Origin of the sequence: Streptomyces sp. MK7, assembly GCF_032658145.1 — a bacterium.
In the GTDB taxonomy this organism is placed as follows: Bacteria; Actinomycetota; Actinomycetes; order Streptomycetales; family Streptomycetaceae; genus Streptomyces; species Streptomyces spiralis.
This window is the reverse complement of sequence record NZ_JAVACL010000040.1, coordinates 29,570-43,899: the sequence shown is the minus strand read 5'-3', so window position 1 is coordinate 43,899 and position 14,330 is coordinate 29,570. Positions and strand designations below refer to the sequence as shown.

General features: G+C 70.0%; 13 protein-coding genes. All 13 read right to left on the bottom strand.

Features of this window, described 5'->3' with window-relative positions; genetic code table 11:
* Window positions 1–61: 61 nt before the first annotated feature.
* Window positions 62–841, bottom strand: a complete 780-nt coding sequence (locus tag R2S09_RS31585; RefSeq protein WP_306187968.1) for an exodeoxyribonuclease III — start codon at window positions 839–841, stop codon at window positions 62–64.
* A 67-nt stretch (window positions 842–908) separates the two neighbouring features.
* Window positions 909–1,544, bottom strand: coding sequence for an MBL fold metallo-hydrolase (locus R2S09_RS31580; RefSeq protein ID WP_316744694.1), 636 nt, complete (start codon window positions 1,542–1,544; stop codon window positions 909–911).
* Window positions 1,545–1,625: 81 nt separating this feature from the next.
* Window positions 1,626–2,930 carry an alpha/beta fold hydrolase gene (locus R2S09_RS31575; RefSeq protein WP_306187970.1) on the bottom strand — a complete coding sequence of 435 codons (1,305 nt, stop codon included), beginning with the start codon at window positions 2,928–2,930 and terminating at the stop codon, window positions 1,626–1,628.
* Window positions 2,931–2,962: 32 nt separating this feature from the next.
* Window positions 2,963–4,057, bottom strand: coding sequence for an IS110 family transposase (locus R2S09_RS31570; protein WP_316744693.1), 1,095 nt, complete (start codon window positions 4,055–4,057; stop codon window positions 2,963–2,965).
* A gap of 596 nt (window positions 4,058–4,653) precedes the next feature.
* Window positions 4,654–5,781: an LLM class flavin-dependent oxidoreductase gene (locus tag R2S09_RS31565; protein WP_316744692.1), complete on the bottom strand. Its 1,128-nt coding sequence runs from the start codon at window positions 5,779–5,781 to the stop codon at window positions 4,654–4,656.
* Between the two features lie 16 nt (window positions 5,782–5,797).
* Window positions 5,798–6,931: an LLM class flavin-dependent oxidoreductase gene (locus R2S09_RS31560; RefSeq protein WP_316744690.1), complete on the bottom strand. Its 1,134-nt coding sequence runs from the start codon at window positions 6,929–6,931 to the stop codon at window positions 5,798–5,800.
* Window positions 6,928–8,355 carry an NtaA/DmoA family FMN-dependent monooxygenase gene (locus tag R2S09_RS31555; protein ID WP_316744689.1) on the bottom strand — a complete coding sequence of 476 codons (1,428 nt, stop codon included), beginning with the start codon at window positions 8,353–8,355 and terminating at the stop codon, window positions 6,928–6,930. Before R2S09_RS31555 ends, R2S09_RS31560 begins: the two co-directional genes overlap by 4 nt.
* A gap of 17 nt (window positions 8,356–8,372) precedes the next feature.
* Window positions 8,373–9,575, bottom strand: coding sequence for an LLM class flavin-dependent oxidoreductase (locus tag R2S09_RS31550; protein WP_316744688.1), 1,203 nt, complete (start codon window positions 9,573–9,575; stop codon window positions 8,373–8,375).
* A gap of 75 nt (window positions 9,576–9,650) precedes the next feature.
* Window positions 9,651–9,758 (bottom strand): putative leader peptide, encoded by a 108-nt coding sequence (locus tag R2S09_RS40720; RefSeq protein WP_389171996.1) that lies wholly within the window; start codon window positions 9,756–9,758, stop codon window positions 9,651–9,653.
* Window positions 9,759–9,864: 106 nt separating this feature from the next.
* Window positions 9,865–10,830 carry a glutathione S-transferase C-terminal domain-containing protein gene (locus tag R2S09_RS31545; protein ID WP_316744686.1) on the bottom strand — a complete coding sequence of 322 codons (966 nt, stop codon included), beginning with the start codon at window positions 10,828–10,830 and terminating at the stop codon, window positions 9,865–9,867.
* Window positions 10,831–11,183: 353 nt separating this feature from the next.
* On the bottom strand, window positions 11,184–12,347 hold the full coding sequence (locus tag R2S09_RS31540; protein WP_316744685.1) for an LLM class flavin-dependent oxidoreductase: 1,164 nt from the start codon (window positions 12,345–12,347) through the stop codon (window positions 11,184–11,186).
* 38 nt (window positions 12,348–12,385) lie between these two features.
* Window positions 12,386–12,952, bottom strand: coding sequence for an NADPH-dependent FMN reductase (ssuE, locus tag R2S09_RS31535; protein WP_316744684.1), 567 nt, complete (start codon window positions 12,950–12,952; stop codon window positions 12,386–12,388).
* Between the two features lie 85 nt (window positions 12,953–13,037).
* Window positions 13,038–14,021: an ABC transporter substrate-binding protein gene (locus R2S09_RS31530; protein WP_316744713.1), complete on the bottom strand. Its 984-nt coding sequence runs from the start codon at window positions 14,019–14,021 to the stop codon at window positions 13,038–13,040.
* Between the last annotated feature and the right edge of the window lie 309 nt (window positions 14,022–14,330).

Below are 14,330 nucleotides of genomic sequence, written 5' to 3'. Positions count from 1 at the left end.
TGACACCGACAGTGTGGCGCACACCACAGGGCGTACGCCGATGTCCTGGCTACACGTCTGTCTACACGTCCAGGTCGACCACGACCGGCGCGTGGTCCGAGGCGCCCTTGCCCTTGCGCTCCTCCCGGTCGACGTAGGCGTCGGTGACCGCCTTGGCGAAGGGCTCGTTGGCGTACACCAGGTCGATGCGCATGCCGCGGTTCTTTGGGAAGCAGAGCTGGCGGTAGTCCCAGTAGGTGAACGGGTGGTCGTACTTCAGGGGCCGCGGGACCACGTCCGCGAGACCGGCCTCGCGCAGGGAGGTGAGGGCGGCGCGCTCGGCGGGGGTGACGTGGGTGGCGCCCTCGAAGGCGGCCGGGTCGTAGACGTCGTCGTCGGTCGGCGCGACGTTGTAGTCGCCGAGGACGGCGAACGGGCGGCTGCCGCCCGCGTCGCCCGCGACGGCCGCCCTCAGCGCCTCGAACCACTGGAGCTTGTAGGCGTAGTGGGGATGCTCCACCTCGCGGCCGTTGGGCACGTAGACCGACCAGACGCGGACCGGGCCGCAGGTGGCGGAGACGGCCCGGGGCTCCTGGACGCCCTCGTAGCCGGGGTCGCCGGGCAGACCCTTCACCACGTCCTGAAGGCCGACGCGGGAGAGCACCGCCACGCCGTTCCACCTTCCGGTGGCGTGCACCGCCGCCTCGTAGCCGAGGTCGCGCAGCTGGTCGAACGGGAACTGGTCCTCGGCGATCTTGGCCTCCTGGAGGCAGAGCACGTCGGTGCGGCTGCTCTCCAGCCAGGCCAGCAGCCTCGGGAGGCGGGCGGTGATCGAGTTCACGTTCCAGGTCGCGATGCGCATGCCTCACAACCTACCGGGCGGGACTGACAACGCCTCCAGCCCGGCCGTGGCGGCGGTGCAGCGGCGCTCAGACCTGCGCCGACGCGCCCGGCGCCAGCCTCAGGTGCTCCGCGCCGCCCAGGGCGCCGATCTGGTTGTCGTAGATCGGGCGGGCCAGGTCGGTCAGGAGCGCGTCGTGGATGTCGTAGGCCCGCCGCGGCTTGACCTCGCGGACGTACTCGATCACTTCGGCGATCTTGTTCCAGGGCGCCATCACCGGGAGCATCAGCGTCTCGACCGGCTGGTCGGGCACGGTGAGCGCGTCACCGGGGTGGAAGACCTTGCCGCCGTCGATCAGATAGCCGACATTGGTGATGCGCGGGATGTCCGGGTGGATCACCGCGTGCAGTTCCCCGTGGACCTGCACCTCGAAGCCCGCGGCGGTGAAGGTGTCGCCGTGCCCGACCGTGTGGACCCGGCCCGGGAACGCCGCCGAGATCTTCTCCGCGACCGACTTCAGGGTCCAGATCTCGGCGGCCGGGTCGGCCTCCATGCCGGCCCGCAGCCGGTCCTCGTTGAAGTGGTCGAGGTGCTCGTGCGTGACCAGGATGGCCTCCGCGCCGATCGCGGCGTCCTCCTCGCTGAAGGTGCCGGGGTCGATGACGAGCGTGCGGCCGTCCTTCTCCAGGCGGACACAGGCGTGGGACTTCTTCGTGAGCTTCATGCGTCCCATCCTGCCGCGCGCGACCGGCGCAGGAGCAGCATCAGGCTGGTGCTCGTGGTGCCCGGTTGACGATCACCGCGCTCACTCGGCGGGAGTCGTCTCCTCGCGTATCACCTGCTGGGCCACCCGGAAGGCGCTGCCCGCGGCGGCCATCCCGCAGTGGACGGCCGTCTGGAGCAGGATCTCCTTGATCTCGTCGGGGGTGAGGCCGTTGCGCAGGGCGGCCCGGGTGTGGGCGGCGAGCTCATCCAGATGGCCGCCGACGACCAGGGCGGTGAGGGCGACACAGCTGCGGGTACGCCGGTCCAGACCCGGCCGGTCCCAGATCTCGCCCCAGGCGCAGCGGGTGAGGAACTCCTGGAAGTCGCCGGAGAAGTCGTCGGCCCCGGCCAGTTCCCGGTCGACGTGCGCGTCGCCCAGCACCTCACGGCGGATCTTGAGACCGATGTCGTAGGTGCCGCCCCGGCCGCCGGTCCGGGGCGGTACGGCGGCCGGGGCGATCTCGGCGATCGGCGCGGCCTGCGGCGCCTGCGCCGGGGCGGCCAGGACCGGCTTGGGAGGTGCCGCGACGACGGCCATCTGTCCGGTGCCGGCCTCGACCGCGGGCTGCCAGGCGGTGGAGAAGTGCCGGACCAGCAGCTCGGTGACGGCGGCCGGCTGCTCCACCGGGACCAAGTGGGAGGCGCCGGGCACGACGGCGAGGCGGGCGTCGGGGATGCCGGCGACCAGGGTGCGGGCCTCGGCGGGCCCGGTGACCTGGTCCTCGGAGCCCACCAGGACGAGCGTGGGCACGCCGACGCGGCCGAGTTCGGCGCGGACGTCGAAGGCGGCCAGCGCCTCGCAGGCGGCGATGTAGCAGCCGGGGTCGGTGGTGCGCACCATCTGCACGGCCCAGTCGGTGATCGCGGGCTGGGCGGCGGCGAACCCGTGGGTGAACCAGCGGTCGGGCGACGTACGGGCGATGGGGTCGAGCCCGTTGGTGCGGACGATCACTCCGCGCTGCCGGAACTCGTCGGCGGTGCCGAACCGGGGCGAGGCGGCGATCAGCGCGAGCGAGGCGAGGCGTTCGGGGTGGCGCAGGGCCAGTTCTACGCCGACGGCCCCGCCGAGCGCGCAGCCCGCGTAGCCGAAGCGCTGCACGCCCAGGGCGTCGAGAGTGGTCAGCAGCCGGGCGGTCAGATCGGTGACCGACCCCGCCGGGTGCGCGGGCGCGCCGCCGTGGCCCGGCAGGTCGTACCGCAGCACACGCCACTGCTTGGCCAGCTCCGGGACCTGGCGGTCCCACATGTGCCATGTGGTACCCAGTGAGGGACCCAGGATCAGGACCGGAGCGTCTTCTGGCCCGTCAAAGCGGTATTGCAGGGTGTTCGGGGGTGTCTCACTCACGCCCCAGACCCTCTCACGTCTCACGGACGCCCCTATAACGCGGGGATGTGGGAAACCGGTCTGACCAGGTTGAATACCTCCCGGGCGGCATATCGCTTGAGGCATCGGATGATCTCACGCCGGGTCTTGCCCTCCTGGGTGCGGCGTTCGTAGTACGCCTGGGTGCGGGGGTCGTGGCGCAGGCGGGTGAAGACGATGCGGTGCAGGGCTGCGTTGGCCTGCCGGTCGCCGCCGTAGTTGAGCCGGTGTGTGCTCCGTCGGCCCGACGAATACTCGACGGGGTTGACTCCGCAAAGAGCAGCAAAGGACGCCTCGGTGTTCAGCCGCTCGGGGTTGTCTCCCATGGTGATCAGCAGGGTGACGGCACTGTCTGGACCGATGCCCACCGGTACGAGCAGTTGCGCCGCGTGGCGTTCGATGAGCCGGGTCAGTCGCTGGTTCAGCTCATTGATCTGTCCGGTGAGCTGCTCAATGCGTCCGGCCAGCATGCGTAATGTCATGTGGGTGGCCTGGGCCACCACGTCCTCGTCTCCCCCACCGTCGGGTGGGCCGAGGGTCGCGCAGGTGCGGAACAGCTCGGCATTGCCCAGGCCGGACAGCCGTTCCCGCAGGACGGGATCGGCGATCACTAGGACGGCCTTGAGCTGGTTGATCGCTTGGGTGCGGGCCTTGACCGCGGAGTCCTTGGCGAGTTTGTAGATCCGGGCGCTGTGCACCGGACCGTCGCCGGATTTCGCCTGGGCCCGGGCGCGACCGCTGAGCACGGCTCGCGCGGCGGCCTGCGCGTCGAGCGGATCCGACTTCCCGAGCAGCCGGCGGGCCGACCGGTCGGGCCGGTTCACTTCGAACACCTGGATCTGCTGGGCCAGCAGATAACGGGACAGCCCCGCGCCGAAGGTACCCGTGCCCTCCACACCGGCCCGGCGCACCGTCCCCCGCTTGCGGGCCCAGACAAGCAGTCGTCGGTAACCGGCCGCCGTCGCCGGAAAGGACTCGATTCCCAAAACCTTCCCGAGCAGGGAGATCACGGCGGCGACATGCACCTCACCGTGCGTGTCCACGCCCAGAACGACCTCGCGCCGAACGGGAGGATCCGTACTGGAGGAAGTATCGCGCTGTCCGGTCATGATGGTTCGCCTCCCGCTGTGTGAGGTGCAGGGTTATGGCACCGGCCCGCTCGGGCGGTCTGAACCGTGATGGCGCCTGAAACTCGGCAAGGCCCCTATAGGGACACACCCTGTGGCTCGGTGGCAGGCAGCATTCCGCAACGGCAGTCGACAGGTCTGTGACTGGACACTTCGGTCATAGATCTCACGAGTCAGACCCCCGCACGGGACGGCACTGCACAACCGTCCCATCGATCCCGGTACCGCGGCATGACTCGATCACTGCCGGACGACTCGGAACGAACCTATGCCAACTTGGCCCGGTCAGACTGTCATAGAGTCAACTTGTCAGGCATGCGTGACCGGCATTGACGAACGACTTGTGGCCCTGCGGAGCACTATCGTGAGCAGCCCATTGGGAATCTGAATGTGCCTGAACTCACCGACCCTATGGTTCTCTTCCGCGGCAACGAAAGCCTCTTGCTGGAGGCCGAACGAGATGTGAGCAAGCGGACCGGCCGAACCCGCACCACTACGATCCAGCAAAGACTGAACGCCGGGGTCGGCGAGAGTCGGCGAGCCGGCCACTCGGCCTCAGGAGCCGGGCCGCGACCGGCTCATCGGCGGTGCCACTCCTCTGCGAGGAGTTGGTAGGAGCGCACGCGGTCGGGGTGGTCGTGGGTGATGGTGGTGATGATCAGCTCGTCGGCGCCGGTGGCCTCCTGCAGTTGTTCGAGTTGGTCGGCGACGCGCCCCGGGGAGCCGACGAACTGGGTGTCGACACGGTCGGCGACCAGGGCCCGGTCCGCATCGGTCCAGGTGTGAGCGCGGGCCTGCTCCGGGGTCGGGAAGGGGATGGCGCCCTCGGCGGTGCGGATGCTGCGGACCCATGGGCCGTAGCCGGTGGCCAGTTCGCGGGCGGTCTCGTCGTCCTCGGCGACGACGACGTCGGCGGAGACGCTGACGTAGGGCTTGTCGAGGTGGTCGGACGGCTGGAAGGCGGCGCGGTAGCCCTCGGCTGCTTCCAGTACGGTGGCCGGGCTGACGTGGTAATTGGCCGCGAAGCGCAGGCCGTTGCGGCCCGCCACGTCGGCGCGCTGTCCGCCGCTGCTGCCGAGGATCCATACCTGCACCGCGGCGCCCTCGCCGGGGATGGCGTGTGCTTCGACCCCGTCCGGGGAGCGGTAGTCGCCGCGCAGGAGCGCGAGGATGTCGTCGACCTGCTCGCCGTAGTCCTGGGGGCCGGCGCCCGGCTGGTGCAGGAGCTGCTGCTGGAGCAGGAATCGGGGCGATCCGATCAGGTGCTCGAAGGAGAAACGTGGCGGGATCTTCAGCCCGTTGGGGGCACGCCCGTCGACGACGGGGGTCGTGGTCGGCCGGGGCCCTGCCGTCTGTCCAGGGGGACGTCCGCCCGAGCGGCCGAGGCCCAGGTCGAGTCGCCCGGGGTGCAGGGCGTCGATCAGTCCGAACTCCTCGACGGTGGACAGAGCGGTGCGGTGACCGAGCTGTACGGCACCGGCGCCGATCCTGATCGTGGAGGTCGCGGAGGCGGTCAGGGCCAGTACGACGGCGGGAGAGGTCCCGGCCACGCCCGGGTTGAGGTGGTGCTCGGCGAACCAGTAGCGGGTGTAGCCGAACCGCTCGGTCTGCCGGGCGAGGTCGATGGTGTTGCGCAGCGCCTCTGTGGCGGTGGAGCCGGACGGGATCGGGACGAGGTCGAGGACCCCGAGAGGGATGCCGGACATGGTCGGGTGGTGCTCCTCAGCGGTCGGTGGGCGCGGGTGCCCATGCGGGCGCGGATACGGACTCGGGCTCAGGTTCGGGGCCGGGCTCGGGCTCGGCGGTGACCGGAGGCCAGGGGAAGGGCGGGTCGGGGATGTCGCGTCGTAGAACGGGGGCGATGTCGGACTGGAAGAGTTCGAGTGAGGCGCGGTGCTGGGCTTGAGTGAGGCCGCCTGCGTCGGCGTGCAGATGGAGCACGCTGTGTCCGAACTGCTCGTGGTAGCGGTGCACCTTGTCGATCACCTGCTGCGGGCTGCCGATCAGCGCCGAGCTGCGTTCGACGAAGTCCTCCAGCGTGGCGAACACCGGCTCGACTCCCAGCTGCTTCTGGAACGCGAGATAGCCCTCGAAGACCGGCCGGTAGACGGCGATCGCTTCCTGCGAAGTACGGGCCGCGTAGTAGCCGGCCGTCCCTGCTCCGACGACGGCCTGAGCCGGGTCGTGCCCGTAGTGCTCCCAGCGCTCCCGGTAGTGGCGGATCAGTTCGGCGTACGGCTCGATCGGATGGGTGACGTTGGCCGAGAAGAGCGGATCTCCGTAGCGGGCGGCGAGGTCGACCGATTCCCGACTGGTCGCGCTGCCGTGCCAGACCCGGATGGGTTGCTGGAGCGGTCTGGGCCAGACCTCGGCGTCCGTCAGCTCGGGGCGGAAGCGCGGGGAGGCGCTCACCTTGTCCTGCCGCCAGATCCGGCGGAACAGCTCGTAGCTCTCGGCGTTGCGGTCCCACTGGTCCTCGGGGGTGACGTGGAACAGCTCGCGTTGGGCGGTGCCGTTGCCCTTGCCGATGATCAGGTCGAGGCGGCCCATGGACAGGTGGTCCAGGGTGGCGTAGTCCTCGTACGCGCGTACCGGGTCGAGCAGGCTGAGGGTGGTGACGGCGGTGAACAGCCGGATCCGGGAGGTCAGCGCGGCGATGTGGCTGAGTACGACCGGTGGCGAGGAGGAGATGAAGGGCCGCTCGTGGCGTTCGCCCACGCCGAAGCCGTCGAATCCGAGCTCCTCGGCCAGCAGCGCGTTGTCGATCACCTCGCGGAAGCGCTCGTTGGTGGACTTCTGGACGCCGGTCACCGGATCCGGGGCGTGCACGATGAGGGTGATGGCCAGGAACTTCACGACGCCGCCCGCCGGGTCTCCGCCTCCGCGCAGGCGTCGGGGTGTGCCAGGCCGAGGTGGTCGCGGAGCGTCGTGCCCGTGTAGTCGTGGCGGAACACACCGCGTTCCTGGAGCAGCGGGACGACGGTGTCGGCGAACTCGTCCAGGCCGCCTGGGGTGATGTGCGGGACCACGATGAAGCCGTCGGCGGCGTCCGTCTGGACGTATTGGTTGATGGTCTCAGCGACGGTGGCGGGGGAGCCGATGAACGACTGGCGGCCGGTGGTCTCGATGACCAGCTCGCGGATCGACAGGTTCTCCGCGGCGGCTCGCTCGCGCCACTGCCGGGCGACGGCGAGCGGGTCGCGGAACATCCGGACGCTGGCCCGGCCGCGAGCGATGGTGTTCTCGCCGGGGGCCGGGTCAATGTCGGGGATCGGGCCGTCCGGGTCGTAGGCGGACAGGTCCCGGTTCCAGACATGTTCCAGGTACTTGATCGCCGTCTGGCCGCTGACCTGCTGACGTCGTACCTCATGCGCCAGCTCCTGCGCCTCGGCGTCGGTGTCGCCGAGTACGAAGGTCGCCGCGGGGAGGATCAGCAGTTGGTCGTGGGTTCGGCCGTGGCGGGCCAGGCGCCCCTTGACATCGGTGTAGAAGGCCCGGCCCGCCTCCAGGGTGCTGTGCCGGCTGAAGATGGCGTCGGCGCCCGACGCGGCGAACTCGCGGCCCTCGTCGGAGTCGCCGGCCTGGAAGATCACCGGGCGGCCCTGCGGGCTGCGCGGGACGTTGAACTGGCCGGCGATGTCGAAGTGCTGTCCTTGGTGGACGAAGGCGCCGGCTTGTGCGTCCTTGAGGAAGATGCCGGACTGCTGATCGGCGACGATTTCGTCGCCGTGCCAGGAGTCGAACAACTCGCTGGCGGTGGCCAGGAACTCCTTGGCCCTGGAGTAGCGCTGATCCTGCGGGAGGAAGCCGCCGCGCCGGAAGTTCTCGCCGGTGAAGGCATCCCAGGAGGTGACGACGTTCCAGGCGGCGCGCCCGCCCGACAGGTGGTCCAGGCTGGCGAACTGGCGGGCCACCTCGTACGGCTCGTTGAAGGTGGAGTTGATGGTGCCGGTCAGGCCGAGCCGTTCGGTGACGGCGGCGAGCGCGGACAGGACGGTGAAGGTGTCGGGGCGCCCCACCACGTCCAGGTCGTAGATCTGGCCGCCCTGTTCGCGCAGCCGCAGTCCCTCGGCGAGGAACAGGAAGTCGAACTTGGCTCGTTCGGCGGTCCCTGCGAAGTGCGCGAACGAGCTGAACTCGATGTGGCTGCCCGCCCGCGGGTCGCTCCACACGGTGGTGTTGTTGACGCCGGGGAAATGGGCCGCGAGATGGATCTGCTTCAGGGGCCTGCCCGAAGCCGCCTTGCTCGTAGCCCGCGTGCCGGTGGTCGGCTTGCTCATGGTGGTACGACTCCCCCTCAGACGGCGGCGTAGCGGTTGGCGGGGCGGGGGAGCCCGAGCAGCGCGCGTAGGGTGTCCGCCTCGTAGGCGCGGCGGAAGGCGCCTCGGCGTTGGAGTTCGGGCACGAGGCCCCGTGTGATCTGCTCCAGGTCGTGGCCGATCACTCCGGGGCGCAGCCGGAAGCCGCTCAGGCCGGCCCGGCGCCACTCCAGCAGCAGGTCCGCCAGTTGTCCGGGCGTACCCGTGAACACCTCGGCGTCGCTGGTGTAGGGGTAGCCCGCGAGGCCGTCCAGGCGGGCCTTGCGGTCCTCCGCCGCCGCGGGTTCGTCGTCCAGGAACACGACCAGGTCACCGAAGATGTGCAGTGGCTCCTCCGCCCGCCCTGCGGCGGCCTGGGCGGCACGGATCTCGGCGACGACGGTGCGGGCCTGGTCGGTGTCGTGCGGGGTGACGTAACCGATGTCGGCCGAACGGCCGACCAGTTGGTACGGCACGCTCTGGTGCGCGAGCGCGCTGACGACGGGCTGTCCCTGCGGGGGCCGAGGGGTGATCGAGGGCCCTCTGACGCTGAAGTGCCTGCCCTCGAAGTCGATGTAGTGCAGCTTGTCGCGGTCGATGAAGCGCCCGGTGGCGACATCGCGGATCTCCGCGTCGTCCTCCCAGCTGTCCCACAGACGGCGCACCACCTCGATGTAGTCGGCGGCCTCCTCGAAAAGTTCGGCGATCAGGTTCCGGCCGGCCGGGGTGTCCCGATCCTCGGCGCGGAGAGGCGGGAAGGTACGGCGGCCGAAGTGCGCGGCCTCGTGCTGCCGTGCCGTCACCTGCACGCGCAGGCCCGCGCGGCCGGTACTGACGTAGTCAAGGGTGGCGATCGCCTTGGAGATGTGGAACGGCTCGGTGTGGGTGGCGACCACGGTCGGCACCAGCCCGATGTGCCGGGTCAGCGGTGCGACCCGCGCGGCGACCAGCACGGCGTCCAACCGGCCCCGCACCTGGTCGGTGCGCCCGTCCGGCTCCGTGAGGTGCGAGGACTGCGGGCCGAGCGCGTCCTCGAACGTCACGAAGTCGAGCAGGCCGCGTTCGGCCTCGGTCACGAGGTCGGCCCAGTAACCGGCAGTGAACAGGTCGTGGGGCCGGGCGCCCGGCTCACGCCATGCGGCCGGGTGCCAGCCGGTGCCGTCCAGCGCCACGGCAAGGTGAAGAGGGGGATGTGCGGACACGAGAAGGGTGCCTTCCTGGTCGACCGTACGTGATCACCAGTCCTCGTGCGGAAGGACTCGGTGGCGAGGAACAGGTCAGGAACGACAGAGGGCGCCCGCCACCCGTTGCAGATCGATGTGAGGCCGGGAGTACAGGCGGACGCAGCCGCGCGCGACGAGAACCCCGGCAGCCGGGACGAGCACGCGGGACACGGGGGACAACACCGTCACCTCCGCTCTGCCGGCTGTTTGTCCTGCTCGGATCGGGACTCGCCGCGCTCCTGCATGGCAGGCCCCATGTCGTCGCAGGTTAGGCGGAGCCGGACGGAGGAAGGTGGAGAGCGTGTTGCGGTTCCATGAAACCGTCCAGAGGCTCCTGGCAGGGCTGAGCGGCAGCACCGTCCGCGATGTGCACCGCCCAGTCCAGGATCTGCACGGCCGCCCCCGCGGCCTCCAGTCCTCGGCAGTGGGCATGGTGCCTGCGGGAGATGCCGTCCAGGTCGAGGTGTCGGCCGAAGGCGGAGTGGGCGGCGAGTCGTCGTGCGTAGGCCCACAGGTATGGATGCTCGGCGATGCGGTGCACCGCGGCGGCGTCCAGGTGCAGTCGGTGCACGGTGTCGAGCTGCACCAGGGTCACCCACAACTGCACGTCGGCGGCCGTGATTTCGTCACCCAGGATGAAGTCCTGAAAGGCGAGCAGCCCCTCCAGTGAACCCAGGGCACGGAGCAGGGATGTCAGGGCGGTCCGGCGCACCCCGGCATCGGTGTCGGCCTGCCCGGCGTGCTGTGCGGCTGCGTTGATGCGGTATTCGCAGAAGTGCTCGACGGCCTCGATCTCCACCTCCGTCCCGGCGCCGTGCGGGTACAGCGTGGGCCGGTCGGGGTGGTCACAGCCGAAGTACCGGGCCAGGTCGTGCAGGATGTCGGGGGTGTGGGTGCTGACGATCCGCCCCGTCCAGTCGTCGCTCAGCACCGGTGCCGCGGTGGGGTCGGAGTACCGGTGCGAACTGGTCTCGTACAACGGGCGCAGAGCGGAGTGTCCACCGTCGGGTCCGTCGGGCACGGCCGGCAGCAGCACCACGGGGAGGGTCTCTTCCAGGCCGAGCAGGCTGTGGGTGATGGCGATCCGCAGACAGTGGGGGCAGGACAGCGAGAGGTGGAGGCGGTAACGGCGCGGCACAGCGTAGTAGCCACTGCTCGCGTCACGGCCGATCCTGCCCCGGAACGACGGCACCGAGGGACGGGACGGCACGGTGGTCGAGGGTGCGGCGGGCATGTGTCTCCCTGGGTCCGGCTTCTGGTTCTCAGAGGTGCGGCGGGCGGCGCGCGTGGGGTGATGGGCGCGCGGCGGCGTCGGCGCGTACCCGTACGCGGCGGGGTGCGGTGCCGGTGGGCACCGCCGGTTCAGCGCAGAGGGCTCGCCGCGCTGCAGACACGCAGGAGATCGATGTGGAGGCGGGAGGTCAGGAGGAGAGACGACCGGCCCGCGCGCATGGCACGGTCGGCGGACGGCTCCAGACGCTCCATCATTTCCTACCTGTCCACTAGGGATTCTGTTGTGGAGTGTCCAGCGGCTTTCGAGCCTCGTCAAGAGGGCCTCCCCGGCCTCCCGCACCGCCGGGGCGGGGCTCATCGCTGAGTTCGTGAGTCCGCGAGGGGGACCTGGGTGAGAAGCCGGGCGGCTGTGTCCGAGCGCGTGGCTCGGGTCCACATTCCCTGGGCGGCAAGGCGCGGCAGGACGTTCTCGCCGAACCAGTAAGCCTCCTCCAGGTGCGGGTAGCCGGAGAGCACGAACTCGTCGATGCCGAGCCGGTGGTACTCGGTGATCCGTTCGGCCACCTCGGTATGGCTGCCGACCAGTGCTGTGCCGGCTCCGCCGCGCACCAGACCGATGCCGGCCCAGAGATTCGGGTGGATCTCGAGGCCGTCACGGCCGCCGCCGTGGAGGGCGAGCATGCGCTTCTGTCCTTCGGACTCGCTGCGGGCGAGCCCGGCCTGTACGGCGGTGACTGTCTCGGGGTCGAAGCCGTCGAGGAGTCGCCGTGTCTCGGCCCACGCCTGCTCGGAGGTGTCGCGTGTGATGACGTGGAGGCGGATACCGAAGCGGATGTTCCGCCCCTCCTTGTCGGCCAGGGAACGGATCCAGGCGATCTTCTCGGCGACGGCGGCAGGGGGCTCGCCCCAGGTGAGATAGACCTCCGCGTGGCGGGCGGCCACCTCCCCCGCGGCGGGCGAGGAGCCGCCGAAGTAGATCTCCGGCACAGGGTCGGGTACCCGGGCGAGTCGCGCGTCCTCGACCCGGAGGTGCTCGCCCGCCAGATCCACGGTCCCGCCGTCCCACAGCGCCCGGACGACCTGAAGGAACTCGTCCGTGCGGGCGTAGCGGGCATCCTTGTCGAGGAAGTCACCGTAGCCGCGCTGTTCGTGGCTCTCCCCGCCCGTGACGACGTTGAGCAGCAGCCGACCGCCGGTCTGCCGCTGGAAGGTGGAGCCCATGTGCGCGGCGAGCGTGGGCGAGATGAAACCGGGCCTGAAGGCGACCAGGAACTTCAGCCGCTCGGTGTGCTGGCTGACCATGGCGGTGGTCAGCCAGGCATCCTCACACCAGGCGCCGGTGGGGGTCAGCACGCCGGTGAAGCCGAGGTCCTCGGCAGCGCGGGCGATCTGGGTGAGATAGCCGATGCTCGGCGGCCGGTCACCGCCGGCTGTGGTGACCGGGGTGCCGTGGCCGCCGCCGACGACATGCCGACTGTCGCCGTTGGTGGGCAGGAACCAGTGGAAGGTGAGGCTCACGGAGGCTCACGCCTTTCGTTCTTCGTCGACGGTCACGCTCAAGCTGCTTGTCCTGCGGGCGCCGGCAGGGCCGTACGGCTGACGAGGGCGCTGGAGAACTGGTCGACGACCTGGGCGAGGGCCTCGGCCGGCCCCGGCGCGACGGTCAGGATGCCGTCCTCGCCCACCGCGATGTCCTTGTCGAGCGTGAACCAGCCCTGGACGATGTGCGCTGCGCCCATGGAACTGAGCACCGGGCGCAGGGCGTAGTCGATGGCCAGGACGTGCGCCGTGGTCCCGCCGGTCGCCAGCGGAAGGACGGTCTTGCCGGACAGGGCGTACTGCGGCATCAGGTCCAACAGGGACTTCAGCAGCCCGGAGTAGGCGGCCTTGTAAACGGGCGTGCCGATCACGACGCCGTCGGCGCGGTCGAACAGGGCGGTCGCCTCGACGATCGCCGGGTGCCGGAAGTCGGCACCGAGCAGCGCCTCGGCGGGGATGGTGCGGACATCAAGGGGGATCACCTCGTGCCCCTGGACCGTGAGCCGCGCATCCAGGTGGCGCAGAAGGCGGGCGGTACGGGAGGTGGCGGAGGGGCTTCCGGAGACGGACAGGACGGTGGCCATGGCGGACCCTTCGGGGGCGTGAGATTTCTTCGTGGGGTGTGGGGCCGCCTACGGCGGCGTACTGCGGCCCCGCATCCAGGGACGGCTACTTGTTGGTCTTCGGCAGGCCGGGCGGATTGATCTCCGATTTGGTCACGGCCTCGTTGGACAGGCCCCAGCGCTTCAGCACCTTGGCGTATGTGCCGTTGCGGATGATCTTGTTGAGTGCATCGGCGAGCGGCTTGACCAGGCCGCAGTCCTTCTTGGTGGTGGCCGCGATGAGGCCCTGGAGGGTGGCGCCGGCGCCGGAGTAGGTGCCGACGACCTCGCTCTTCCCGGTGGTGGCCGCGTGGTAGGCGGCGGTCGGGTTGGGGCCGAGGTAGAGGTCGATCCGGCCGGACTGGAGGGCGAGGTAGGTGTCGCTGTCGTTCTGGTAGTACTTGATGTTCACCGGCTTCAGGCCGGCCTTCACGTCCTCCTTGCTCCACTCGATCAGCAGCTTCTCCTGGTTGGTGCCGCTGCCGACGGCGACCGTCCTGCCCGCCACGGCCTTGGGCCCGGTGACCTTCAGACCGCTGCCCTTCCTGGCCTCGAAGCCGAGGTTGTCCCGGCGGTAGCTGGCGAAGTCGTACTTCTCCTTGCGCTCCTCGGTGTCGGTGATGTTGCTGAAGCCGACGTCGTACTTGGCGCTGTCGAGGCCGACGAAGATGTTTTCCCAGGAGACGGTGTTGATGTGCGGCTTGAGGCCGAGTACGTCGGCGACCAGGTAGGCGATGTCGGGTTCGACGCCGATGACGGTCTTGTTGTCGGTGGCGTAGAAGGTCAGCGGGGCCGCGGAGCCGGACGAGCCGACGATCTCCAAGGTGCCTCTCTTGCGGATCTTCTCCGGGACCTCGGCGGCAATGGAGTCGACCTGGTCGGTGGTGATGCGGTGCTGGTCAGGGCTCAGGTTGATCTTCGTGCCGGCGCCCTTGGCGGCCGCGACCTCGGTCGTGCCGCCGTCGGAGGGGTTGCTGCACGCGGCGAGGACGAGGGCGGCGGTCAGTCCCAGCGCGGCTGCGGAGGTGCGGCGGGTGATCGAGGTGGACACGGTCGTGCTCCGGCGAACAGCACCCGGTCCCAGCCGTGGTCCTCGTGCCCGGGCGATCCGGAGCGTGTACTCCTTGTCGAAGGCGGCGCCGGAGCGCGGGGTGGTCTCTGAGCCGTCGTTGGTGGCGGCGATGCCAAGGAACTCCACGGGCATGGGAGATGGCCTTTCCTCAAGTCCTCTGGGGCCGTGCCGCTCCGTGGGCAGTACGCGGCCAGGGCGAAGCAGCCCTCGGTGCCGCCGTGTGTGACGACGCTTCAGGGTGCTGGGAACCAGGTAGTGAGCAGGTGTGATGACGCCGGGGCGTGGGCC